At 68.4% G+C, this 23,072-nt stretch carries 18 protein-coding genes and 7 pseudogenes; 11 read left to right on the top strand and 14 right to left on the bottom strand.

Translation table 11 applies throughout. From position 1 onward, the window contains the following. Positions 1 to 488: 488 nt before the first annotated feature. Both ACWDVB_RS17920 and ACWDVB_RS17915 read left to right on the top strand, forming a co-directional pair. Positions 489 to 1,590 (top strand): annotated as a pseudogene (locus ACWDVB_RS17920) (IS630 family transposase). Between the two features lie 2,058 nt (positions 1,591 to 3,648). Further along, positions 3,649 to 3,798, top strand: a complete 150-nt coding sequence (locus ACWDVB_RS17915; protein WP_451515949.1) for a hypothetical protein — start codon at positions 3,649 to 3,651, stop codon at positions 3,796 to 3,798. A gap of 184 nt (positions 3,799 to 3,982) precedes the next feature. Here the strand turns inward: ACWDVB_RS17915 and ACWDVB_RS17910 are convergent, their stop codons facing one another. Continuing rightward, positions 3,983 to 5,221 carry a hypothetical protein gene (locus ACWDVB_RS17910; RefSeq protein ID WP_451515950.1) on the bottom strand — a complete coding sequence of 413 codons (1,239 nt, stop codon included), beginning with the start codon at positions 5,219 to 5,221 and terminating at the stop codon, positions 3,983 to 3,985. A 213-nt stretch (positions 5,222 to 5,434) separates the two neighbouring features. Here ACWDVB_RS17910 and ACWDVB_RS17905 point away from each other — a divergent pair, with 213 nt between their 5' ends. Together ACWDVB_RS17905 and ACWDVB_RS17900 are read left to right on the top strand one after the other, a co-directional pair. Then, complete coding sequence (locus tag ACWDVB_RS17905) at positions 5,435 to 6,568, top strand: DinB family protein (RefSeq protein WP_451515951.1); 1,134 nt, start codon at positions 5,435 to 5,437, stop codon at positions 6,566 to 6,568. A 979-nt stretch (positions 6,569 to 7,547) separates the two neighbouring features. After that, on the top strand, positions 7,548 to 7,973 hold the full coding sequence (locus ACWDVB_RS17900) for a peptidoglycan-binding domain-containing protein (protein WP_451515952.1): 426 nt from the start codon (positions 7,548 to 7,550) through the stop codon (positions 7,971 to 7,973). A gap of 498 nt (positions 7,974 to 8,471) precedes the next feature. Here ACWDVB_RS17900 and ACWDVB_RS17895 read toward each other — a convergent pair whose 3' ends face one another. Then, entirely contained in the window at positions 8,472 to 8,864 is a 393-nt protein-coding gene (locus ACWDVB_RS17895) for a hypothetical protein (RefSeq protein WP_451611972.1), read from the bottom strand. Between the two features lie 44 nt (positions 8,865 to 8,908). Further along, entirely contained in the window at positions 8,909 to 10,246 is a 1,338-nt protein-coding gene (locus tag ACWDVB_RS17890) for a cation:proton antiporter (protein ID WP_451515954.1), read from the bottom strand. 174 nt (positions 10,247 to 10,420) lie between these two features. On the opposite strand from ACWDVB_RS17890, the pseudogene ACWDVB_RS17885 reads away from it, so the two are divergent. Further along, positions 10,421 to 10,579, top strand: a pseudogene (locus tag ACWDVB_RS17885) (IS630 family transposase); the annotation flags it as partial. On the opposite strand, the pseudogene ACWDVB_RS17880 reads toward ACWDVB_RS17885, so the two are convergent. Beyond that, positions 10,570 to 11,397: pseudogene (locus tag ACWDVB_RS17880) on the bottom strand (IS630 family transposase); the annotation flags it as partial. The pseudogenes ACWDVB_RS17885 and ACWDVB_RS17880 overlap by 10 nt on opposite strands. Positions 11,398 to 11,506: 109 nt before the next feature. Between ACWDVB_RS17880 and ACWDVB_RS17875 the strand changes: the two are divergent. Continuing rightward, a complete protein-coding gene (locus ACWDVB_RS17875; RefSeq protein WP_451515955.1) occupies positions 11,507 to 12,223 on the top strand; it encodes a gamma carbonic anhydrase family protein in 717 nt (238 codons plus the stop codon). Positions 12,224 to 12,444: 221 nt separating this feature from the next. On the opposite strand, the gene ACWDVB_RS17870 is transcribed toward ACWDVB_RS17875, so the two are convergent. The 4 genes from ACWDVB_RS17870 to ACWDVB_RS17855 all read right to left on the bottom strand — a co-directional run bounded on the left by ACWDVB_RS17870 (position 12,445) and on the right by ACWDVB_RS17855 (position 14,646). Then, positions 12,445 to 12,843, bottom strand: a complete 399-nt coding sequence (locus ACWDVB_RS17870; RefSeq protein ID WP_451515956.1) for an SDR family NAD(P)-dependent oxidoreductase — start codon at positions 12,841 to 12,843, stop codon at positions 12,445 to 12,447. Positions 12,844 to 12,957: 114 nt separating this feature from the next. After that, positions 12,958 to 13,332, bottom strand: a complete 375-nt coding sequence (locus ACWDVB_RS17865) for a low affinity iron permease family protein (protein WP_451515957.1) — start codon at positions 13,330 to 13,332, stop codon at positions 12,958 to 12,960. 79 nt (positions 13,333 to 13,411) lie between these two features. Further along, complete coding sequence (locus ACWDVB_RS17860; RefSeq protein ID WP_451515958.1) at positions 13,412 to 14,137, bottom strand: DUF6766 family protein; 726 nt, start codon at positions 14,135 to 14,137, stop codon at positions 13,412 to 13,414. Positions 14,138 to 14,223: 86 nt separating this feature from the next. Then, positions 14,224 to 14,646 (bottom strand): hypothetical protein, encoded by a 423-nt coding sequence (locus tag ACWDVB_RS17855; RefSeq protein ID WP_451515959.1) that lies wholly within the window; start codon positions 14,644 to 14,646, stop codon positions 14,224 to 14,226. A 181-nt stretch (positions 14,647 to 14,827) separates the two neighbouring features. Between ACWDVB_RS17855 and ACWDVB_RS17850 the strand changes: the two genes are divergently transcribed. Beyond that, entirely contained in the window at positions 14,828 to 15,025 is a 198-nt protein-coding gene (locus ACWDVB_RS17850) for a hypothetical protein (RefSeq protein ID WP_451515960.1), read from the top strand. Between the two features lie 570 nt (positions 15,026 to 15,595). On the opposite strand, the gene ACWDVB_RS17845 is transcribed toward ACWDVB_RS17850, so the two are convergent. The 4 genes from ACWDVB_RS17845 to ACWDVB_RS17830 form a co-directional block, all read right to left on the bottom strand. Then, entirely contained in the window at positions 15,596 to 17,185 is a 1,590-nt protein-coding gene (locus tag ACWDVB_RS17845; protein WP_451515961.1) for an MFS transporter, read from the bottom strand. A gap of 76 nt (positions 17,186 to 17,261) precedes the next feature. Next, complete coding sequence (locus ACWDVB_RS17840) at positions 17,262 to 17,735, bottom strand: MarR family winged helix-turn-helix transcriptional regulator (protein ID WP_451515962.1); 474 nt, start codon at positions 17,733 to 17,735, stop codon at positions 17,262 to 17,264. 70 nt (positions 17,736 to 17,805) lie between these two features. Then, positions 17,806 to 19,191, bottom strand: coding sequence for a jacalin-like lectin (locus ACWDVB_RS17835; RefSeq protein WP_451515963.1), 1,386 nt, complete (start codon positions 19,189 to 19,191; stop codon positions 17,806 to 17,808). A 195-nt stretch (positions 19,192 to 19,386) separates the two neighbouring features. Next, positions 19,387 to 19,857, bottom strand: coding sequence for an MSMEG_6728 family protein (locus ACWDVB_RS17830; RefSeq protein ID WP_451515964.1), 471 nt, complete (start codon positions 19,855 to 19,857; stop codon positions 19,387 to 19,389). Between the two features lie 105 nt (positions 19,858 to 19,962). Here ACWDVB_RS17830 and ACWDVB_RS17825 point away from each other — a divergent pair. The 3 pseudogenes from ACWDVB_RS17825 to ACWDVB_RS17815 form a co-directional block, all read left to right on the top strand. After that, positions 19,963 to 20,181 (top strand): annotated as a pseudogene (locus ACWDVB_RS17825) (hypothetical protein); the annotation flags it as partial. A 58-nt stretch (positions 20,182 to 20,239) separates the two neighbouring features. Then, positions 20,240 to 20,374: pseudogene (locus ACWDVB_RS17820) on the top strand (alpha/beta fold hydrolase); the annotation flags it as partial. 44 nt (positions 20,375 to 20,418) lie between these two features. Beyond that, positions 20,419 to 21,227 (top strand): annotated as a pseudogene (locus tag ACWDVB_RS17815) (Vgb family protein). 55 nt (positions 21,228 to 21,282) lie between these two features. Here the strand turns inward: ACWDVB_RS17815 and ACWDVB_RS17810 are convergent. Continuing rightward, entirely contained in the window at positions 21,283 to 21,834 is a 552-nt protein-coding gene (locus ACWDVB_RS17810) for an SDR family oxidoreductase (RefSeq protein WP_451515965.1), read from the bottom strand. Next, positions 21,747 to 21,947, bottom strand: a pseudogene (locus ACWDVB_RS17805) (SDR family NAD(P)-dependent oxidoreductase); the annotation flags it as partial. The pseudogene ACWDVB_RS17805 and the gene ACWDVB_RS17810, both read right to left, overlap by 88 nt. 220 nt (positions 21,948 to 22,167) lie before the next feature. Here ACWDVB_RS17805 and ACWDVB_RS17800 point away from each other — a divergent pair. Then, on the top strand, positions 22,168 to 22,935 hold the full coding sequence (locus ACWDVB_RS17800; protein WP_451515966.1) for an IclR family transcriptional regulator: 768 nt from the start codon (positions 22,168 to 22,170) through the stop codon (positions 22,933 to 22,935). Positions 22,936 to 23,072 lie beyond the last annotated feature (137 nt).

The following is a 23,072-nucleotide window of genomic DNA, read 5'->3' as shown; positions in this document are numbered from 1 at the left end:
CGCTGTCCTTTCCTGGGGTGTCACGAGCTTGGACCGGCCGGGAGCCACAAACTCATCGGCCTCACTGTGGATTAACGAGAAACTTATGACGCTGCAGCCGATCAGGTCGGCGGAGCGGCACTGCTTCGGGGGCCGGAGGCCTGATCGGTGAGGCTCCGCTGCCCGATGTCGACAGCGGGTACTTCATCGACTCACCTGCGACAGCGGCGGAGCACGTACGTCAGTACGGCCCCGCTCCGATCGACGGCGAACCGATCGCGCTGGTCTTCGCCAGCGACGGCGGGGGCCATCTGTTCGCGATCTGAGCCAGTGGACAAGTCTGGAAGTCCACCACGGCCTTCTGGTTTGACGACTTCGAGGTCACCGCGTCCAGCTTGCAGAAGTTCCTCGAACAGCTCGGCCGCCGGATCGCGAAACAGACCTACTGACCTATTCGAAGTGTTGTCGTAGTGGGTGACGAGTGGTGATCCCTGCGGTAGGCCGGTGCTATGCGCTACGCACAGGGCGGCGGGCTGACCGCCGAACGGCAGCACTTTCGTGAACGGATTCGGTTCGAGGCCGGTGAGCGGTTCGAGCAGGGTGAGAAGAACGCGGTGATCGCGAAGGAACTACGGGTGAGTGTGCGGTCGGTGGAGCGCTGGCGGCGGGCCTGGCGCCAGGACGGGACGGCCGCCCTGGCCTCCGCGGGCCCGCCGAAGCTGCCCAAGCTGGCCGATGATCGATTCGCTGAACTGGAGCAGGAATTGGCGCGGGGGCCGGCCGTGCACGGCTGGGAAGACCAGCGCTGGACCCTCGCAAGAATCCGCATACTGATCTACCGGCAGTTCACGCTGGATGTCTCGCCGGCCGCGGTATGGCGGCTGCTGCACCGGCACGGCTGGTCCTGGCAGTCACCCGCCCGCCGGGCCATCGAGCGCGACGAGCACGCGGTCGAGCTGTGGAAGAAGGATGTGTGGCCGCAGGCGGAATGACTGCGGCGGCGCAGGGAGCCTACGTCGTCTTCGAGGACGAGGCGGGGTTCGGAATGACCCCCTCTCGCGCTCGCACCTGGAGCCGGATCGGCCAGACGCCGGTGGTGCGGGTGCGTGGCCGGTCCTGGCGCCGCTACTCGATCGCTGCCCTGTGCTGCTACCGGCCGGGCGAGCCGCCCCGGCTGATCTACCGGCCCCGCCGTCACCGCAAGTTCCGCGGCAAAGGCCGCAACAGCTTTGCCTGGACCGACTACCGCGACCTCATCGTGCGCGCCCACATCCAGCTCAGGGCCCCCATCGTCCTCATCTGGGACAACCTCAACACGCACCGGACCGCCGGGATGCGCCAGTACGCGGCCGACCACGACTGGCTCACCATCATCTATCTCCCCTCCCCTCCTATGCACCGGACTTGAACCCGGCGGAGGGCGTCTGGTCATTGCTGCGGCGCGGCTGGCTGGCCAACGTCGCCTTCACGGACGACGACCACCTCGAACGCATCCTCCGCCGCGGTCTGCGGCACGTCCAACGCCACTCCGAACTCATCGACGGCTGCCTCACTGGCACCGGACTCAAGCTGACCCACCAACCGACGACAACACCCCGAAAAGGTCAGTAATCATCGGCCGAAGACAAACGCGCCCCTGTCCCCAGGAAGTCGTTCCACAGCTGGGGAATCGCGAGCAGGTGTGGGGACACCCTTGAGCAGGGGGTGGCCAATCTCAAGGTTCGGGCAAGGTTCTTGTGGAGCGTGACGGAGCGCGACCTGGATCATGCGAGGAGAACTCGCTTGCGCAGCAACGGGAGTCCGGCCCGGAGTGGCTGACATGGTCATGGGTCGGGGTGGAGGGCCTGGTCTTCACTAGGCTCTCCGACGCCTACCTGCCCTCGATGAGAGGGTGGCGGAAGTACAAGATCCGCGAGACGAGCGAGGCGGTTGTCGGCGCGGTTACCGGATCCCCGGCCGGCTCCGCGCACGCTACTGCTTGGCAGATACGACACCGAAGACCGCCTTCAGTACATCGGCCGCACCGCCCCCCTCGTCCGGGCGGCAGGCGCTGCGGTCGCCGGCCTGCTCGCTGCGGGACGGCGCGGACATCCGTGGACGGGCTGGTCGTTCTCCGCCGGATGGGGCAGCCGGGAAGAACTGAACGTCACGCTGGTGGAGCCCAAGCTGGTGGTGGAAGTCGGCGTCGACATCGCCCGCGATGCCTCCGGCCGGTGGCGCCACCCCGCACGCCGGCACCGCGCCCGCCCCGACCTCTCCCCCGCCGCCCTTCCTCCGCCTCACGCCGCTGCCCCCGGTGAGGCGGCACGGACGCGGCGGCCCCGGCCGACGCGCAAACGGCTGAGCGCACCCCAGTGCCCGGCCGCTGCCGTGCCCATCCCAGTCCCTTCTCCTGCACTCCAGCCAGAGGGATATGGGCGGCGAAAGCGGCCTAAACGAGGATGTCAGCGGTCGGACCACGGCGAAACCGCGTGGACACGGCGACGCACAGCGGCGCCACCTCCGGAGCAGTGGCGGGATCGGGCATGGCGCACCCATGAGCGGTGCCTGCGCTCTCAGTTCCTGGCGGCGGGGCGGGCGTCCAGCGCCATGCGCGGGCGCTTCGCGATGGACTGGTACCGCTGGACGCAGCCGGGATCCGCCAGCTGGTCGGCCCAGGCAGCTGCCTGTACGGGTCAGGCCACCATTCGGAGACGAGCGGCCAGCCCAGGAGGCGCAGCCCGGCGCGGTTCATGTCACGGTAGATGCCCTCCAGGTAGTCCGCGTCGACGGGCAGCTCCCAGCACGACTGCCAGCTCAACCCGTCCAGTTGAATGGGCGGCCAAGAGGCAGCCCAGGCAGCGCTCACGCAGAACCGCCGCCCTCCGCTCGGGAGTCAGCGGAGCGACTCTCTCTTCGCCCCCAGAGTCGGGCAGCACGGTCCTGCAGTCGGTGTCCAGGAAGATGTCGATCTCCCCGAGAACGACGTGCGTCGTCGCGATCTCCCGGTCGGGAGGACCAGTACGTCGGGAGGACCAGTACCTCGGCAGAAGGACGATCACGTCGTAGGCGTCGAGGGGCATCGGCCACCGCCGCTGACAGCGGATCGTGATCCTTACAGGGAAAGCCTCGGTCGCTCTCCCGGGCGGGGTGGCGGGCCTCCCACATGCAGGTGTGGTGCACCAGGACGCCCGGGCCGTCCGGCGAGGTCCACAGCGTGTTGGTCGTCGGCTCCGGCGGGGCGGCCGGCCCGGTGTCCTTCTTGCGGCGGCTTCGGCTGCGCCTCACGCCGCTCATGGTCCAGCGCCAGTAGTCCTCGGCTTCCTCCAGGAGCAGGACCCGCTGTCCGCTGTGCGCCCAGGCCGCCGCGATCCCACCGACCAGGTAGTGGAGGTTCCCGGAGCGCTTCGTCAGGAACCGCAGGATCTGCGGTGCAGCGTTGGTCGTCGAAGCGGGAGGTGATCGGCAGTACGCCACTAGCCGGGCAGGACGCCAACCAGCGCAACCACAACGGCCGAGGACCGGGCCGTTGGTTCCCTCGAACGGGTGAAGCCTCTGGCTGGCCGCGCCTCTCAGACTTGGCCGCTCGCCGGGCCGGAGCCGTCAGCAGCCGTTCCGCGACCGCGTTTCTCCAACGGAGATGTCGAACGGCGTTACAGCCATAGATGTGCATCTATGCCGGAAAGGCCGATGAGCGATGAGCAGGGCGCCAACGAGCAGCAGCTCCAGCAGATCGCGGCTGACAGCCTCGCGCAGATGTACTTCCGCGCCAACAACAGCCGCACACACGAGCTGGGCGTGGAGTTCACCGATGTGAAGCGGCTCGACATCGAGCTGTAACGAAGGGTCCTCCGGCGCGCGACGTTATCCGCAGCCCATAAGGGCCCTGCCAGTCGGCGGGGCCCTTATGGGCCTTGGACCGAAGAACCGTGGCATGCCCGCAGGTGAGCCCTGCAGGCACTCGGCCGAGCAGACCACACCATCAGCGTTCCGTCGGTACGACGGCGGACGGCCGTCGGGGGGGCTAAGTGACCTGCTCCACATAAGTGGACAACCAGTACTTTCCCATACCTGACAGTTCGTGCTGGGGGTTGTCCTTGTCGTACTGCACGATCTTGAGCCAGGTGGGTTTGGCCTTGTCGTGCTTGGCGCGTTCCCTGGCCTCGGCGGGGGTGAAGACGTCGACTCCCGTGCCGATGTAGTCATCATCCATCGCGTTCAGGATGAGGCGGGCCACGTCTGCGATCACTCGGATGACCTTCAGTGCGGTCTTTTCCTTGCCCTGGGGGTCAAAGTCCTTGATCGCCGCCTTCAGCGCGTTGCTGATGTCCTTCAAGTGCTTGTTGATCTCCTCGCGGAGTTTGTCCTTGCCGTAGTCGTGTTCCCATGCCTGGATCGACAGGGAGATCGTCTGGTCGAATCGGCCCGTCGTGAGCTCAAGCTCGACGGACTTGTAGACGTCCTTGCGGTAGCCCTCGTAGTCCTTGGTGATGAAGTGGTTGTCCTGGGGAGCCTTGGGGTTGTGAACGTTCACGACAAGGTAAACCTCATCGTCTCCCTCCGCCTCGAGTCCCGCGAACGCCTGATGCTCGCACCCCAGCTGAAGGGTCCAGAGCCGAAATGACTCCGGCATCCGGCCTTGTTCAGGCTGGGCCTGGTCTGACTCTTCCTGGCCAGTCTTCAGAAGAAACGTGCTCCAGCCGTAGCGCTGGACGTCCTGGGGGTTGAGCTGCCTCGCCTCGGCCAGGGCATCGCGGTCAGTGGCGATGGCAACGTTGGGGAGGTCCGTGACCGCGCCGGTCAGTTGCACCACTGCGGCGGCGGCCTGGCGATAGGTGAAACTGTCCCCCGGGGCCAGGCCGGCGACCGTGTCGGGAAACAGCGCTCCGCGTTCCTCGGGCGTGAGTCCGGCGTAGATGTCTCCGTAAGCGCGGATACCGTCGTCATCAAGCTCGGCGGCCCGCGCGAGCCCGAGGAAGTCCTGCTCGATGTCCGTCAGTTCGGCACCGCTCGTGTGCTTGTGGCAGGCGTTCAAAAGGACCGGGGTGAACAGGTTGATCGGGGCATTGGCCCGCACCCGCTCTACAGCCAGTCGTCTTTTGCGCTCCTGCCGCCCTTCGCGGCTCTCCCCGCTCTCGCTACGGAACAGCGCGCTCGCGTCTGTGGACCGCGCCCCAGGGTCCGCGGCCAGTTTCAGGATGTCGCGCAGCCGTGCGGGTGCAGAGGGGGGTGGCAGGTCAGCTGGTACGGCAGCTTTGGGCATGAGGAATCCTTGGAAGCGGCATCGGTGGACAGGCTGCGGCTCCCGGATGAACCACGGCCCCATCACGTCCGTCCCACAAGATCGCCGCTGCTAAGCCGCAATCGACCCAGTCGGGTGAAGGTGCGCCCATGTGCCCAGGCGGCCGATGATCACGGGCGTACCCGTCTTGGTGCTGCGTTCAGGCTGTCAACTGCCGTACGGAGCGAGCACGCCATGCTGTCCGCCATCCGCCTGCCCTCGCCCCGCCCGGCCCTCGCCGTCCGACGTGAGGGTGCAGTATCGGGTTCGTGGCTGGAGGTGATCGCCTCGAATCTCGATTACCACCGAGCGGCCTTCTTGTGGAAGTGCGAGGGCCTCTCCGATGCACAACTGCGGCTACGTCCTGTGCGGTCCTCGGCGTTGACCCTGCTGGGACTCATGCGCCATATGCAGGGGGTTGAGCGTGCCTGGTTCCAGAGGGCGTTGGCCTGCACGATGCCTTGCTTCTTCCCCTATCGGACCTACGTCACCGCTGACGGTGGCGACTGGTACGACGAGTCGGACGCCACGCCGGCCAGGGACGTCTACGAGGACTACCTGACGGCGTGCGAGGAGTCGCGTCAGCTCTTCGCGGAGATGACCGTCGACCTCGCGCGCATCGTGCCGAACCCGGAAGTCGGTGAAACCGATGTGGGGTTCGTCCTTGAGCACGCGATCGAGGAGTACGCCCGCCACGTCGGCCATGCGGTCTCCTCCGCGGGGCCATCGATGGCGTCACCGGCGAGTAACCGACCGCTGCGCCCCACGAAGCATGCCTCAGCACAACAGGCGACGAAACACTACCGCATGGGACAGCCACAGCTGAGCAAATGGCCAACCACTCGTGAGCACAGGCTGATCGCGGGCACGCAAGGCGCCGCACGAGCTGGTGCTGCGAGCCCGCGTGGTCGAACTGAGCTGGTCTGGAGAGCCAGTGCCGGTCATCGCGGACGAGCCGAGGTGCAGCCCGAAGACGCTCCGCCGCTGATTGCACCGCTGCAATCGCCTGCGCCTGAACGGGCTGGAGAACCTGGGCAGTCATGGTCACAAACGGCGGATCACCGAGTCGGAACGCTCCAGGATCATCGGCCTGGTCAGACAGCCGGCGCCGGGTCGGCTGACTGTGCGGGCGGACAGCGGGTTGACCGCAGCGGACCAGATGTACGCTGGCGCCGCGCCAGGTCCCGGGCCCATTCCAAGGATCCGAATTCCGAGGAAAAGGGCACGGACCATCGGCCTCTGCACTTGCCCGCCCCAGAGCGCGAGGGTCACTGCGCCGACGGCCTCGGGCCGGTGACCCCACGCCCGTTCCCGCCGGTGCCCGGCTGATCGCCGGGCGGCCACCGCATCAAGTCCGAGGTTGACTACGACCGAGGGCCGGAGAAGACCTGGGTCTACGGCGCTCTGCGAGTGCGGGACGGACACGAGATCCCCATGACCGCCTCCTCTCGCAACAGTGCCTTCTGCCAGAAGTCTCTTCAGAACGTCGCGGCAGCCCAGCCCAGTGGTGACATCTACGTCGACACCGATAACCTGCCCTCGCACAACAGCGCGTCCACCCGGACCCGGTGGGAAGAGCACCCCAGAATCCGGCACGTTTCCATCCGACCGGCGCCTGAAACGCGCCCCCCGAGATGGAACAAGCCACCCGCCTCGCAACATCCCAGCTCAACACCCGGGCTCTGGACCTGGGGAAAACCCACACCATCAACGCGCTGGCTGCGGCGCCGATACATGTAGACCGTTTGCTGACTGAGCGTTCCGCCTTTGCAGTACGTGTGCTTGAACTCCGGCCGTGAGGTGCAGCAGGCGGCTGGACGATCTGCTGTGTGGGGGGCGGCGGGACAGCTCGGCGGTACTGCCGGGAGTGCGGTGATCCGCTGTCGGTGAAGATGGCGGTCGTGGACGGTGGAGGTGAACCGGGCGCGGTCGGCGGTGTACTGCTTGGATATCATCGATCAACGGCGGCAACAGGGCTAACGAGCTGCAACAATGACCACCGGCGCACCGGGCTGCTCCTGGTCGAGCGGTGTCAGTGCCTCTGCCACTGCTCGATCAGGAGCAGCAACTGTGCCCTCGCCTGAGACTTGGATGACAGCCGCCCTCTACCGCGGTAGTTGCAGGCGGCTCGTCTCGTACCGCCCTGGTTTCGTCTCGTACTGCCCTGGTTTCGTCTGGAATCAAACCAGCAGGGGACGCCGGCCCGGTCGTCCGTCCATACCGTTATGCACGTACGCATCGCACGGCGGGCCGTCGGGGGACCCAACGGGGGGACCCGGCCCGCTCCTCGAGAAAGGACCGTGCGTCCATGACGACGATGACCATGCGTCAACGCATCACCACCGGCCTCGTCTCCGCCGCGTTTCTCGGCGGGACCCTGGTCGCTGTCGCACCGGCGGCGAGCGCCGCACCGGCCACGGCGCCAGCCGCCTCATCGGCAGGCGTCAGCGCCGCCCCCAACTGCCCCATGACCTCTGGAGTCGGCTACTACTGCGGCTACTACAAGGGCACCGCCTACACCGACTTCGGCGACCGGGGCAACAAGGTGAAGGAGATCCAGGCCCTCATCAAGGCGTCGCACTACTCGGGCCGTCTCGCGATCGACGGCGTCTTCGGCAACGACACCCTGAAGGCCGTCAAGTGGTACCAGAAGCGCTGGATGGGCGACAGCACGCCCGACGGCATCGTCGGGCCGAAGACCTGGAAGTCGCTGCGCTGGGACTGCGCCTGCTGACTCCCCAGCCCAAGGGTGCGATGGGCTTCAAGATCCGGGAGAGCCGGGCAACGGCTAAGGGGCTCAGGCCCGTATCTGCTGAGCGAGCTGCATGCTTCCCGCTCGTGAAGCAGAGGTACTGCAACCAGAGGTACTGCAACAACGAGGCATGCTGGATCGTCGGGAGCAAGCCGAAGACCGGCAGACGCTAACGCAACGGACGTATCGCGGCCGGGCGGACAGCGGCGGCGCCACCGGTCAGGCCGGTGACGCCGGCTTCTGCTTACGGGCGGCGGTACCTGCGCGAGGACGAGCGCATACACATCGCTGACCGGCTGCGGGAGAAGGCTTCCATCCGTCGTGAAGATGAGACTCTTGAACTCGCCGTCGATGCCGGTCGTCCTCAGAGGGCCTCCGCCGACTTGCTTCGTACTGGTCATGGGGGCCGGTGTGATCGTTGAAGACGCTGCTCGGGCTGGTTGTGTGCGGTAGTCCCGCGTCTTGATCGTCTGCTGGGTTTCAGCGGTTGCTCTCCAGGTTGGTCAGGACGAGGAGGGCCCGCAGCAGTGCGGTTGCCCCGGTGGCGGCGATGCCGAGTTTCGTGAGGATCTGCCAGTCGGCCTGTTTCTGGCCGGGGTTGAGCTTGCGGGCGCCTGTGGCCTTGAAGCCGGTAACGATGACCGGGTCGTCCGGGTCGGCCTCGGGGGTGTTGTCGAGGCCGACGAAGCCGAGGTCGGCCAGGGCGCCCAGGCCCGCCTCGCGCCGGTGCTCCACGATGCGGTCGCGGCGGGCGGCGGTGGTGTCGTGGGTGCTGCCCGGCCGCGATGGCCTACCGCTCAGGCGACGGCAGCAGGCCGGGAAGTTTGCGTCCCTCGGACGCTGACCAGACTTCCCGGCACACCCCACGCTCATCTCTTGTCGCGTTCCTTATACCGAATACCGAATCGGGTCGTGGCTCAGCTGTCGCCCACAGGCCCTACAGCCGGACGCGGAGCTCCCTCGACTCGTACTGTCTCGTCCCTCCGCTTCTCCCCCGGCTCCGAGGGCTGTGCGGCCCGCCGCCGGTCCAGACGAGTCACCACTGGCCCGGCCGTGACGCCGTGCAGCACGACCGACACCAGCACCGTGAACGTCACCACCGCCCACAGCTCTCGCTCGGGAACCGAGAAGTCCTGCTGCCCCAGCGCGTAGGCGAGGTAGTACAGCGAGCCGATACCGCGGATCCCGTAGCCCGCCACGACCCACCGCTCCCAGCGCCTCAAGCGGCCCCCCAGCAGCCCGGCCCACCCGGCCAGCGGCCGGACCACCAGCAGAAGCAGCAGCCCGGTCGCGGCGCCCTGCCAGGTCAGCGGTGCCAGACCGCCCAACGCGATGAACGCGCCCAGCAGGAACAGCAGCGTCGCGGTCAGCAGTCGCTCGACCTGTTCCACGAAGTCGTGCAGTACGTTGTGGAAGCCATGGGCGCGCTCCGCCGCCCTGACCGCGCAGGCGGTGGTGAATACAGCGAGGAAGCCGTAGCCACCGGCGAGTTCGGTCACGCCGTACGCCAGGAAGGTGGCGCCGAGCGCGACGAACCCTTCCCGGTACTCGGCCAGCCGCAGCACCGAGGAGCGGGTCCGGAAGAACAGCCAGCCCAGCAGCTTGCCGATCAGCAACCCGCTCAGCACACCGACGACACACTTCAACGCGACGTCCTTCACCGCCCATGTGCCGATCCACTCCGCGGACCAGCCGCTGCCCGCGGCGGCAGCCAGCGCGATCGCCGCGTATGTGACAGGGAAGGCCAGGCCGTCGTTGAGGCCCGCCTCGCTGGTGAGGGCGAACCGCACCTCGTCCTCGTCGTGCTTGTCCTCGGTGGGCTCCCCCACCCGCACCTCCGAGGCGAGCACAGGATCCGTCGGCGCGAGGACCGCCGCGAGCAGCAACGCGGCGGCCGGTGGCCACTCGAGCAACCACCACGCCACCACAGCGGTCGCTACGACGGTCAGCAGCATCGTGATGCCCAGCAAACGCCAGGTCGAGGCCCACAGGCGCCAGCCCACAGGCCGGTTGAGCGCCAGTCCGGCGCCCATCAGGGCGATGATGACGCAGACCTCGGTGACGTGCTCCGTCACGAGCCGGTGCTCCACCGGATCGACCACCGGCAACGGCAGCGGAAGCGCATACACGACGATGCCGCTCACCAGGAACACCACCGGCAACGACACCGGCCGCCCAGCCACCACGCGGGGCAACACCGCGGCGACCAACGCCCCCACTCCCAGCCACGCGAACACCACATCGGCGATGGTCACTGCGCTGTGTTCACCAGGCTCTCGTGACGCTCACTCGCGGGGAACTGCCGGCACAGCCGCGACCGGGCAGGTCCGTCCTCTCGGGTCACCGTGTCCTGGTGAAGGGGGCGGCTCATCGACACTCCTCAGCTTTCGTATGACTGTCATACGTCTAACCCCAAGGACCACGCCGACACTATCGTGCAGCTTCCCTCCTATGCTCCGGATCTGAACTCGGTCGAAGGGGTGTGGTCCCTGCTGCGTCGCGGACCACTGGCCAACGTCGCCTTCACCGACAACGAACACCTCGGACGCGTTTTGCGTCACGGCCTGCGTCGCGTTCCGAGCCAGTCATGGTCGGCGGCGTACCAGCGCATCCCGGCGGCCCGGTGGGTGCTGAGGTTGCCCCAGACCAAGACGATCGGGGCGCCGAGCTGGAGGTGGGCGCGCACGACCAGGTCACGGTAGTCGCTCCAGGCGAAGCTCTTGCGCCCCTGACCGGCAGGTGGCGGTGGCGGTGGCAGTGCGGACGGTAGATCAACCGCGAAGTCTCACCGGCCTTGCAGCAGCACAGGGCGGCGATCGAGAAGCGGCGCCAGGAGCGTCCTCGCACCTGCACCACGAGCGGGTGCCCGCGCCGGCTCCACGTGCGGGCGCCGGACGGTGACGTCGAGAGCCCGGACTCGTCCTCGAACACCACATGGGCCCCGAGCGCCGCCGCAGTCATTCCACCTGCGGCCACACCTCTTTCTTCCACAACCCCACCGCGTCCTCATCACGCTCCAGCGCCCGGCGGGCCGGCGACTGCCAGGACCAGCCGTGCCGGTGCAACAGCCGCCACACCGCCGCCGACGAACAGTCCAACTCGAACTTCCGTCCGATCAACACCCGGGTTCTCGCCATAGTCCAGCGCTAATCCTCCCCGCGAATTGACCATCGGACAACCTCGGCAACTTCGGCGGTCCCAAGGACGCCAGGGCATCCATACCGCCCGCTCGCCAGGCACGTCGCCAGCGCTCCACCGACCGCTCACTGACCCGCAGGTCCCTGGCGATCACCATGTTCTTCTCGCCCCGCGCGAACCGCTCACCAGCCTCGAACCGGATCCGCTCTCGAGCTCGTTGCCGCTCGGCGGTCAACCCGCCGCCCTGCGCGTACCACGTACCGCATATCACCGGCCTACCGCAAGGATCACCACCCGTCACCCCCTCCGACAACCCCTCGAAGAGATCAGTAGTTCCGCATCAGCCAATGTTCGCCCCGCAGTGCCCCAGATCGCGGATGACGCAGGTCTCGACGAACGCGACGTCTGAAATCCGCCAGCTTGCTCGCGGTCAGTCGGGCGAGAATCCGCTCATGATCGCTGAAACGCAGGGGATCCGCATCCGGCATCGCGGGCATGAACCGCAGGTTCATCCCACCGCCTACGTCGCCCCGACGGCCACGCTGGTCGGTGATGTGCGCGTGGGGCCGAGGGCGCGGGTGATGTACGGTGCGGTGCTCGATGCCGAGGGGTCTCGGATCGAGGTCGGGGAGGCGGCGGTGATCTGCGAGAACGCGGTGCTGCGCGGGTCTGCGGTCGCCGGTGATCAGCCGGTGCTTGTCGGCGACCACGTCTTCGTGGGGCCGCATGCCACGCTGTTGGGCTGCGAGGTCGGCAGGTGCGTCTATGTGGCGACCACGGCGACGGTCCTGCAGTGCGCACGGTTGGGGGCCGGCTCGGTTGTCGCTGTCGGCGCGCTCGTCCATGCGCGCACCGTTCTGCCGGACGAGTACTTCGTGCCGCCGCACACCGTGGCGCTTGACGCGCCGGTGCGGTTGCTGGCCCCTGGACATCCGGGCCTGGCCGAGGCCGTCGGCCGGGTGGGCTTCGCGCAGGTGGCGTTCGGTGTCGAGGCGGAGTGGACCGATCGGATCAGCCGGTACGAGCAGATCACGGAGGTGCGCGTCGCCGAGTTCGGCACGCACGCCGACGATGAGGTTCTGAATCTCGGCTAGCGGCGCATCAGCGACCCTTGTGCTGTGCTGAGGTGACGCGCCGTCCAGTTTCCACTGCGGACATCAGCCACGAGGGCCTGCGGGTCCTGCTCCGCGAGGAGGGCATCTCGTTTCAATGCATAAGGAATCGATCGGCATGTACGATTCAGCGCGGTGCCCCCTGGCCATCCACCATGCCGGGCACCGCCCGGTGGGCGCCAGCGCCGAAAGCAAGGAGGTCTTCAGGTCTTCATCGCCACCATCGGACGCGCGCAGCGGACGGAGAAGGCCCGGCTGAGTACGGAACTGCCGGCGATGCGGATACGGCCGAAGCGCTCTACCCCGCGCCGGGCGAGGTCGTCGACCGCCTTGGGATCCGTGACATCGGTCGGCACGACGAGCGCCTGCGCGCCATGGCGACGTTCGCACTCCTGCCGAACCGCCTCCAGTGCCTCCGCGCGCCGCGCCGCCAGAACAACAGAGCACCCTTTGCGGGAGAAGGCGACGGCGGTGGCCGGGCCAATGCCGCTGGAAGCCCCAGTGATCACAACCACAGAACCGCGCACTCCCATTGAGAACCCCTTCTCCTCACCATGACCGACGCCCGTCTGGTCACTCAAAGACCGGATCGTTTCTTCCACCGCTCGGCGGGTGCCCTTCGGGTGCAGCCCTTCGATTGCAGCCCTTCGGGTGCTTCCTTACGCCACCAGCCGACGCGGGCCACACCCGTCCCCGCGCGCGACCCCGGCCACGGTTCAGACCTCCTCGTCCATGCCGATGACCCTTCGCAATTCGTCACGCGCCTTGTGCGTCTCGCCCTCACGTTGCTCCAGCAGCGCCACCGCGATCGCGTCCAGCTTGCGCTGGACCGCGTGCTCGGCTCGCCGCTCGCTGTTCTTGAGCAGGGCCAACAGGACGAGGACCACGGCCGTCATCAGATCACCGACGAAGACCTGCCATGTCAGGGAGAGACCCGCCGCCTGGGTCGCCAGGAAGGCGCCCACCAGTGCCATGCACAGGCCGTAGAAGGGCGCCGACGCCGTGATGGTGGAGGCCTTCTCCGCCAAACGCTCGAACCAGCCCGGCTCTCCTGTCGAGGCCCCGGAATCCCGGGACGGTCTCTTCCGCATCGCGTCTGCACACCTTTCCTCACCTCATCTCACCCCGCCCCCCACCGCCCTGTCCTCACCGCCGCGCCCTTGAGGCGGCTCAGCCTTCGACGCCGGTGTCAGAATGAGACGCGCCGACGGGCTTGGACTCCGGTGACCCGCGCTGCCGCAGGTAGACGGCGAGAATGACCATGGAGGCGACCGCCAGTAGCTCCGACTGCCAGTTCTGCAGCGTGCGGCTCCAGAAGTCCGCCGACGACAGGTAGTGGGACCACGTGGTGGGGGCTTCCAGCCGGCGCAACTGCTCCTCGTTGTAGGCGGCGACGCCGGTGACCGACTGGGCGAGCCAGGAGAGCAGGAAGACGGCGCCCATGACCAGGCCGAGCGAGTGGGAGAAGACAACTCCACGCCAGTCCTTGTACGCGGCCCAGCGGGGCGAATTCTCCGTGGCGTGCGCGCCGACCCTCTGCTCCTTGTCGGACTCGGTGCCGTCCTTGTCGAGTTCCTTGGACTCCGGTGACCCGCGTTGCACCAGCCAGACGGTGGCGAAGATGTACAGGAAGAACTGGAGGTATTCCGACTGCCAGTTCTCGGTGACGTCGACGGCGAAGTCCGACGATGTCACGTAGGCCCCGAGGCCGACGGGTGCCATGCCGTCACTGACCAGCTGGTTGCTGAAGTCGGCGTGCCCCGCTACGGCTTGGCCCACCAGAGCCAGCAGGAACGTGGTCATGAAGAACAGCCCGAGGCCGTTGTGCCGGACAGAGCGACGTACGCGGTGCTGGGCCGGTGCGGTTTCCTTGTCCTTTTCCGGTGCGGGGCTCATCGGTGCATCAGCCCCAGCGTCATGAAGTACGCCAGCCCTCCGATGATCACCAGCAGCGTGCCGATGAACAGTGTCCTCATGGTCTCTCACCCGCCCTTGATCCCGCACTCGTACGGCCGCTGAGGGCGTGGGCGGCAGCCGGCGGCCGTCACTTTCCAGCCGGCCGGGAAGTGCGCCAGGAACACGGTGTCCCGCTCCAGCATCACCCGGGCCTGATCGCCGTACACGTCCGCGCCCCGCACCGTACCGGCCGCGGGGAGTTCCCGCTCGTCGATCGCCCGGCCGATCGCCTGCTCGCAACGGCTTTTGGAGGACTGCTCCAGTTCCTCCCTCGTGGCAGGTGCCAGAGCCGCGCACAGCCGTTCGTGCTGTCCCGCCTTCAGCGCTTGCTCGAAGCGCGTGACTTCCGCGGTGACCTCATCACGCCGCTCGGGAAGCGCGCCGCAGGCACTGACCGCGGCAAGGACCACGAGCACCCCGATGCCGGGCCCGTACGACCGTCCTCGCATCCTGCCTCCTCGGTGCCTGCTCAGAAAGGGCCCACCTTGTCGACGAAGCGAAACGCGACCACTCGTTCATAGGACAACCACCCTCATGTCTTCGCAACCGCGAGCCGCCGAGAGAGCCGTTGCCATACGGGGCGTACGGGGCGTAACAGCAGGGCCCGGTCAGGGCATGCTGTCGGATTCGATGACCAAGCAAACGGTGGACCAGGGCGGTCACCTCGCGCATGTCACCGGTCGCGTCCAGCGCGGGGCGGACGTGATCCAGCAGCACAACGACGACGTCACGGTGATCGGCTGCAATCAGCGAGGATTCAGATCATGGGTGCGGCCTCGGCCGACCCTTCCCCTGGTCGCGGTCGTGAGCCTCCACGCCACCACGTAGCAGTCCGCGGTCAGCCGGTCGCCGGGACGCCCTGGACCGGGCTTCACTCCCCTACGGCGCGAGCGCCCTGCCCGACCACGCCGCGATGGTCCTGCCAGCCCCCCGGGCGTCTTGAGCGGTATCCGCGCCCAAAGCCAGCCGCCTGAACTCGCCGAGCCAGGCGAGCGGCTGACCGACCCCACCACCCGCGCCATGCTCACCTCCCTCCTGCACGGCCTCGCCGAAGCCAACAAACACCAGGCCGGAGGCCGCCTCGTCCAGCCGCTGCACCACTGGCAGAGCCAGCTCGCCGGAGCTGACCGCCTTCTCGAGCGACCCCCACCCGCAGCCCGGGTGTGGCGTACGGCCTGCCTGCCTCAGGGCCTGGGGGGGGGAGTACTCCCAGTGAGCTTCAATGGTCGCGACGGTCGCCGGTCACAGCGCCCACTGGCTCGGCGCCCTCGCCCGCAATCGCCCGCACGGGAACCTTCGGCGTCCAACGCTGTGATGCCGCCCATCCAGACGGTGGATGAGCGGCATCACAGTGTCACTTCGGGGCACGGCCCGCACTTCGCTGTACGCCGACTCGTCTCAGTGGTCGGCGGGGACCTGCGGGGTGCGCCGTATACCGACGGCCGCGAGGACCGCGCCCAGGACGCAGAGCACTCCCGTGACGAGCACGGCGGTGTGCACGCCGTTCATGAACGCCTGGCCGCTGCCTTCGATGACCGCCGTCTTCAGCTGTGCGGGCATGTCACCGGAGACGGGAGCGATTCCCATCGCCACGGCGTCCTTGGCCTCATGCATCCCGTCGGCCATGGGCGCGGGCACCCCGGCGGAGGTCAGTTCGCCGGTCAGGGTCGAGCCGACCCGGCCGCTGATCAGGGACACGAGGACGGACGTACCCAGCGCGCCGCCGATCTGCAGCGCGGTGGCCTGCAGACCACCGGCCACCCCGGCGTCCTTGACCGGCGCGTTGCCGACGATCGCGTCGGAGGAAGCGGCCATCACCATGCCGACGCCCAGACCGAGCGCGATGAACGGCGGCCACATCGCGGCGTACGAGGAGTGCGCGCCCCAGCCGAGCATCCCGAAGGAGGCGGCGGCCTGGAGCACCATGCCGAGCGGCATGGACAGGCGGGCGCCGAACTTCTCGGTGAGCTTCGCGCCCAGCGGCGAGGCGACGACGGAGGCCAGGCTGAGCGGCAGGGTACGGACACCGGCCTCTACGGGGGTGAAGCCGCGGACGTTCTGCAGGTAGAGCATGACGAAGAAGATCACGCCGAGCAGGACGAAGAAGTTGACCGCGGTGATGAGCGTCCCGATGGTCAGCGCGGGGTTGCGGAACAGGCGCATCGGCAGCAGGGGGTGCCCGACGCGCGTCTCGTACCACCCGAAGACCAGCAGGATGACGAGGCCGGCCGCGAGGGTGCCCAGGGTCGTGCTCGAACTCCAGCCCCACGTCTCGCCCTTGACGACGCCGAAGACGACCACGAGCAGGCCGAGCGCGAGCAGGACGACGCCGGGTACGTCGAATCGGTGACGGTCGGCGGGGTTCTTGCTCTGCGGCAGCACCAGGGCGCTGAAGACGAGCGCGATGACACCGATCGGCGCGTTGACGTAGAAGACCGACTCCCAGGTGACGTGCTCGACGAGCAGACCGCCGACGATGGGGCCGAGCGCCGTGGACACGGACGAGACCATCGCCCAGATGCCCACCGCCATACCGAACTTCTTCGGCGGGAACACCGCGCGCAACAGGCCGAGTGTGTTGGGCATCAGCAGGGCGCCGAAGAAGCCCTGTACGGCACGGAAGGCGATGACGCCCTCGATCGAGCCCGCAAGACCGATGGCGACGGAGGCGATCGTGAAGCCCAGGACACCGACCATGTAGAAGGTACGTCGTCCGAAACGGTCACCCAGCTTTCCGCCGAGAATCAGCGCGGCGGCCAGGGCCAGCAGGTACGAGTTGGTGACCCATTGCAGATCGGTGGTGGACGCGTTCAGGTCCCGGCCGATCTCCGGGTTGGCGATCGAGACGACGGAGCCGTCCAGGCCGACCATGAACAGGCCGAATGCGACGGCGATCAGCGTGAGCCAGGGGCTGCCGCGACGGCGGCGCGGCGTATCGGTCGGGGTGGGCGTGGGCAGGCGGGAGGGATCCACGACGGTGGAGGGCATGGAGGTGCCTTGCTTCTTGGAGAGATTGAGGTGAGCGGCTACGGGGGGGCGCGGACAGCCGCGCGAACGCCGTCAGTCAGTGGGCGGCGGGGTGAATGTGCGGTGCCAGCCCTCGCAGGGCGCCGAGGGCGGACCCGATCGCGGCGCGGTCCCCGTCGGTGAGGGCGTCCAGCGCCTCGATGAGGTACCCATCCATGAGCTTCCCGACCGCGGTCAGACGGCGCCGGGCCTCGGCGGTGGTGTGCAGATGGGCGACGCGCTTGTCGTCCGGATCCTGTCGGCGCTCCAGGAGCTCCAGGCCGACCAGCTGGGTGACCAGGGCACTCACATTGTTCGGCTTCATCAGCAGTTCGTCGGCGGCCTCGCGCACGGTGACGCCGTCCCGCTCCGCGACGAGCCGCAGCAGCGCCAGCTGGCCCTCGGGCAGCTTGGAGTGCGGGAAGTCCTGGGCCAGCCGCCGGTCGAGTGCCCGGTACAGCACCGGCAGGGCAGCCGCGAGCCCGGAGGCGATGCGGTGCGTGTCCTGGTCGGGCGTGCTGGAGGCGGGCATGCCTCGATGATAAATATGAACCCATACCTATGTCAACATAGCTTTTGGTATTTCAGGCTCGCGCTGCTGGTCACCGTGGTGCGTAGAGCATCCCGAGTCTGTCCATGCCGGCGCCCGCGCGGCCCGTGAAGCCCACGATCTGCAGGCCCGCCGGGGCCGTGAAGGTGACGGCGTCCGGAGTCGGCGTGCCCGAGGAGAGGGAACGGCCCGCGTCGGTGGTGAACTCGGCGGAGAACACGCGGGTGCGGCCGTCCTTCTGCCCCTTGGTGAGGGTGACGGACGTGAGGTGCTCACCGCGGGCGAGGGTGAGGGAGACCGGGCTGCCACCGGTACCGCCGTGGGCCAGCCGGATACCGCTGTCCAGGGTGAGGGCGACCGCGTCGAGCCGGGCTGCCCCGCGCAGGGCCAGGGTGCGGGGTGCGCGGGTACCCGGCGGCAGGCCGTCGATGTCGTCGCTGTCGTTGAACGCGGTGCCGTGCGGGCCCCCGAACTGGTCGCTCGCCCGCAGGTCGGAGCGGAGCTTCCAGGAGAGGTCCACGGTGTGCGGGTAGTGGTCGGAGAGCGCCGCGCCCTCGGCGTCGCGGAACGCCGGATGCTCGTTGTGGTAACGGTCGGCGGTCAGCGCGAGGAGCGGGCTGCCCCGGTAGAGGATTTTGTCGACGACCTCGCAGTCGTCGGTGACGTGAGCGGGGTCGCACAGCAGCGGGTCGGAACCGGCGGGCGGAGCGGAGCCGTCGCGGACGAGCCGCACCCACGCGTCGGTCAGACCGTTGCGGCTCACGAGATCGCGGATGTTGTCGCCGGTGCGGGAGTAGCGCGTATTGGTGTCACCCATCACGATCACCGCGTTCCCGCCGGAGTTGGCGGCGATGAAGTCGGACAGCTGTGTGACGTTCGCACGACGCGCGGCCAGGTCGGCCTCGGTCGAACCGGCGTTGGTGTGCACGTTGTAGATGTCGACGACGGCACCTTCGGCCAGCCGCGCTCGGGCGAGGCTGAAGCCCTTGGGCGTCAGGCAGTCGGTGCCGTTGCAGCTGTTCCACCGCACGCGCTCGAAGTCGCTGTACGGCAGGTCCGAGAGGGTGTTGAGGCCGTCGCCGAAGGGCACACCACCGCTGGTCGCGGTGCGGTACGGGTGATCGTCACCCGCGTAGAGCGCCGCGTGGTGGTTGAAGTCCTCCTGGACGTTGACGATGTCGTAGCCGCCGAGCCGCGGTGAGATGAGAGGGGTGTTCCGCTCGGGATTTCCGGAAGAGATCCCTTCGGGCAGGCCCGCGACGTTGTACGTCAGTACGGTGAACGAGCCCTCGGCAGGCTCGGCAGCCTCGGGCGGGAACGCGGACGCGGCGGCTTCCCCCGCCGGGCCGACGCCGGCGGTGGCCCACGCCGCCGTGACGGCCACGAACAGCGCCGCGAGGCGGCGGCGTGTGGCGGTGCCTGGCCGGTCACTGCGCATCGCACGTCCTCGTTGTCCGCAGGGATCTCCCCATCGGATTCCCCATAGGTCGGATTCCCCATAGGGTTCATAGGAAGGGGAGCGGTCGGGCGACCGTAATGAGCGCCGACGCAAGAGTCAACGCACGCGCAGGACCGGGTTGCTGCCGCGGCTGCGGTGCGCGGAGAGACACGCGTGCGGGTCGACGGAGGAAGGCTACGTAGGGCCCCGGTCGGAAGCCGGCCAGACGTACGGCAGATCATCGGGAACGCCCGGGAAGAGCGGGGAGTAGATCTCCGGCGCCTTGCGCACCAGTGCCGACTGATGGCTGCGGTGGAAGGCGGGGTCTCCCAGCCAGGGCGGCAGCTCACCGTCGTCGGCGAGCTGTTCCTGGCCGCGTACGGCGGCGCCGGGACGGTGCCGGGTGAAGTCGGTGACGAGCGTGGCGGCACAGGTGTCGGCGCGCCCCTCCGCCACCCACACCGCGCACACGTCGAGGCCGTAGCGGACCAGGGCTTCCTCGTAGCCGATCCACATGCGTACCGCGGGATGATGCCGCCATCCGTAGCCGGGCACGGTCAAGCCGCGCAGCACCTGCAGGGCCTCGACCCGCTGCTTGCCCAGACGTGTCCGGTCCAGGGTCGCGGCGGACCTGGTGAAGTCGGAGTACGGGAGAAAGGTCTGCACGCAGAATGCCTACCGCGCATAGTCCCGATTCACCCGCGCGCCTCGTCTGCGACCTCGCCGAACGCAAGGGGACGACTCCTTCATCCGACATGATGCACGGCCGCCGTGACCGATGCTTCCCGCGTGCCTCACGTCCTGCATGCCGTCGAGTGCGGGATCGATCACCTCAAGCGCCGGGCGGCTCCAGCGCAACGCGTTCGAGCCGGTCACTGCCCACTCACCGCTCCTGAAGTCCGTACGCCACCTGACCGCGGCCTCGTAACCGCTCTGAACCCCGTGCTCGGCTACGAGGCAGTCGGCGCCCTGGCCCGCGACGCCAGTACAAACGGCCGGTCCATCACCGACCTGCCCCTGGAGAACGGCATCCTCACCCGCGCCGACTGCCGTCCCTGGCCGCCGGCTGGTCGACATCAGCTCGAACCACAACATCCCAATGACCCGGCCTGCTGACCTCGCCGCGATCATTCTCGCCCTGGTGCGAGGCCGAGCTGCGGCATCGGTCAGGAACGTCGATTGATCCCCACCCCATCCCTCCAAGGAGTTGCTGTGGCCGTAAGCGAAATGTCCGTGGCAGACAAGGGCGCTGGGCCGTACGGCATCGCGGCCGGACCGGACGGCGCACTGTGGCTCACGTTCGCGCACAGCGGCCGCATCGCGCGCCTCACCCTCGACGGCGAACTCAACGAATACCCCCTGCAACCGTCCGAGTGTCGCCCTACGGTCATCACTCCTCGACCCGACGGAGCACTGTGGTTCAGTCCTTCCCCGTGCCGACGCCCGACGGCGGACCCTTGGGGATCACCGCCGGTCCGGACGATGCGATGTGGTTCACGGAGATGAACACCGACCGGATCGGCCGCAGCACCAGCACGGGAGAGATCACCGAGTTCGTCCTTCCCTGTACGGGCACCTACCCCTCGGTGATCACCGCAGGCCCTGATGGGACCCTGTGGTTCACCCTCAACCAGGCGAACGCGATCGGTCGCATCACTGTCCACGGAGACATCGTGATCCACCCGCTCCCCACCCCGAGCGCTGCACCCGTGGGCATCACCAGCGACGGCACCGCCTTGTGGTGCGTCGAGATCGCGGCGGGCCAGATCGGCAAGATCTCGGTGGACGGCGCGATCAAGGAGTTCCCGCTCCCTGACCGCACGGCCAAACCCCACGCCATCGTCGCGGCCTCCACCGGGGGCTGCTGGTTCACCGAATGGGGAGCCAACAGCATTGGCCACATCACCGGTACCGGCAAGATCACCGAGTACAGCCTGCCGTCGCCGTCGTCCGAGCCGCACGGCATCACCCTGGGTCCCGACGGCGCTCTGTGGGCAGCCCTTGAAGCGGGAGGGGTCGCGCGGCTTGAACCGTAGCCTCAGGACGAAGAACCGCCCGCTCCGGAGCACCGCGCACACGTTTCGAGCACGCTCAGGGTAGCTGTGTATCGGCGTCGTGCCACGCGAGGCATGGGTGCGGCCCGATCGACATGGCGCGCCTGCCCGATCGCTGCTTCGCCCTTGGGCCAGTTGAGAAAGCCGCGCCCGCTCTTGGCGCCCAGGTCGCCCGCCGCCAGCTCCCCTTTGGCCTCCAAGTGTTCGGTGATGGCCTCGACGACGAGGCGTCGCTGGGCACGTAGATCAACGCCCCGACGAAGTCCTCCGGTTCGGCCGGCCGGTCCAGCGGGACGCGTGCGAGCATGGCGTCGCGGGTCGCGGTGGCCTTCTCGTCGTCCTCGTACAGCCAGGCGGGCAGCTCCGAGCGGAACACCGTGGGGGCCAGCACGTTCACCCGGATTCCGGCACCGCCCCACTCGGCGGCGAGGCTGCGGCCGAGCAGGTCGACCGCGGCCTTGGACGGGCCGTACGCGGAGTATCCGGCGGGGGGTAACCCAGCCGGCCGCGGGTGGAGGACACGAGCACCACGCTTCCCCCGCCGCCACGACCGAGCATGTGCCGCCCCGCCGCCTGGCACATCAGCCATGAGCCGCGCGCGTTCGCCGACTGGACGGCGTCGAAGTCCTCGACATTCATCTCGGTGATCGGCGTGACGTGGTTCATACCCGAGGCGACGAGCGGACCGTGCACGTCACCGAACGCCTGGGCCGCGGCTCAGGGATCGCCTCGGCGTCGTCCGGGGCTCTCGGCCCGGTACGGACGTCTCGACGTGGCCGCGGCCTTCTTGCACACTGACCGCCACAGCCATGGACGAGTCGCACCGTTGGGAATGGGTGGGAGCACCTTGGACGACTCACTCGTAGGTGAGCCGCGGCATCCCGATGAGGAGCCTTCTCCGGCGGACGAAGGAGGCGCCCCGATGACCCGCCGCGGTTCCGAGTCGCACACCGGGCCGGTGCTGGGCCGCGCACTGCGGATCCTCGGCGCGTTCAGCGTGAACTGCCCGGAGATGACGCTGAGTGAGCTGGCCCGGCGGTCGGGGCTGCCGGTGTCGACCGTGCACCGGATGCTCGGCGACCTCATCGCCTGGGGAGCGCTGGAGCGCGATGACAAGGGGTGCTACCGCGTCGGCCTGCGGCTGTGGGAAGTCGCCTCCCTCGCGCCGCGCGGGCAGGGCCTGCGCGAGCGGGCCCTGCCGTTCCTGGAGGATCTCTCCCGGATCACCCGCGAAAACGTGCAGCTCGCCGTGCGCGAAGGTACCGAAGTCGTCTTCGTCGAGCGCATCGCGGGGTCCGGTGCGGTGCCCGTGCTGACGCGCGTGGGCGGGCGTTTCGCCCTGACGGCCACCGGCGTCGGGCTGGTGCTGCTCGCGCACGCCCCCGCCGAGGTGCAGGAGCAGGTGCTCGCCGGACCCCTCCAGCGTTTCACGCCGGGCACGGTCACTGATCCACGCGCGTTGCGGCGCATGCTGGCCGAGGCGCGGACCAACGGCTACGCGGTCAGCGACCGCCAGGTCACGATGGACGCCCTGTCGGTCGCCGCCCCGGTGTACGGCGGCGGCGATGCGGTGATCGCCGCTGTTTCGCTGGTGGTACGCCATGGCAGCACCTCCGCGCACGCGCTGGCCCGGCTCATTCGTACCAGCGCCCGCGCGATCTCCCGCACCATGATCACGCCGCAGGTCTGAACGCCACGGCCGCGCGTAGGCGGCTGCGGTTGTTTCCCGGCATCCGGAAAGGCCCCTGGTGCCCCGGGGGCGGTGACCCCACGATGGTCCGCACCAGTCGACGCCCGGCCCCGGTCCGCCGGCACCTCGCACTGAAC

This window comes from Streptomyces sp. NPDC003379 (genome assembly GCF_053589195.1).
The sequence above is the reverse complement of the archived record's forward strand: the minus strand, read 5'-3'. Positions and strand labels throughout refer to the sequence as shown.

Excerpts from the sequence above, each read along its gene's own strand:
- ACWDVB_RS17905 (WP_451515951.1), top strand. The coding sequence starts at position 5,435 with ATGCTGTCCGCCATCCGCCTGCCCTCGCCCCGCCCGGCCCTCGCCGTC.
- ACWDVB_RS17845 (WP_451515961.1), bottom strand. The coding sequence starts at position 17,185 with ATGCCCTCCACCGTCGTGGATCCCTCCCGCCTGCCCACGCCCACCCCG.
- ACWDVB_RS17850 (WP_451515960.1), top strand. The coding sequence starts at position 14,828 with ATGACCAAGCAAACGGTGGACCAGGGCGGTCACCTCGCGCATGTCACC.
- ACWDVB_RS17865 (WP_451515957.1), bottom strand. The coding sequence starts at position 13,332 with ATGCGGAAGAGACCGTCCCGGGATTCCGGGGCCTCGACAGGAGAGCCG.
- ACWDVB_RS17840 (WP_451515962.1), bottom strand. The coding sequence starts at position 17,735 with ATGCCCGCCTCCAGCACGCCCGACCAGGACACGCACCGCATCGCCTCC.
- ACWDVB_RS17835 (WP_451515963.1), bottom strand. The coding sequence starts at position 19,191 with ATGCGCAGTGACCGGCCAGGCACCGCCACACGCCGCCGCCTCGCGGCG.
- ACWDVB_RS17855 (WP_451515959.1), bottom strand. The coding sequence starts at position 14,646 with ATGCGAGGACGGTCGTACGGGCCCGGCATCGGGGTGCTCGTGGTCCTT.
- ACWDVB_RS17900 (WP_451515952.1), top strand. The coding sequence starts at position 7,548 with ATGACGACGATGACCATGCGTCAACGCATCACCACCGGCCTCGTCTCC.
- ACWDVB_RS17895 (WP_451611972.1), bottom strand. The coding sequence starts at position 8,864 with ATGAGCGTGGGGTGTGCCGGGAAGTCTGGTCAGCGTCCGAGGGACGCA.
- ACWDVB_RS17915 (WP_451515949.1), top strand. The coding sequence starts at position 3,649 with ATGAGCGATGAGCAGGGCGCCAACGAGCAGCAGCTCCAGCAGATCGCG.
- ACWDVB_RS17800 (WP_451515966.1), top strand. The coding sequence starts at position 22,168 with ATGACCCGCCGCGGTTCCGAGTCGCACACCGGGCCGGTGCTGGGCCGC.
- ACWDVB_RS17860 (WP_451515958.1), bottom strand. The coding sequence starts at position 14,137 with ATGAGCCCCGCACCGGAAAAGGACAAGGAAACCGCACCGGCCCAGCAC.
- ACWDVB_RS17875 (WP_451515955.1), top strand. The coding sequence starts at position 11,507 with ATGACGCAGGTCTCGACGAACGCGACGTCTGAAATCCGCCAGCTTGCT.
- ACWDVB_RS17810 (WP_451515965.1), bottom strand. The coding sequence starts at position 21,834 with ATGGCTGATGTGCCAGGCGGCGGGGCGGCACATGCTCGGTCGTGGCGG.
- ACWDVB_RS17910 (WP_451515950.1), bottom strand. The coding sequence starts at position 5,221 with ATGCCCAAAGCTGCCGTACCAGCTGACCTGCCACCCCCCTCTGCACCC.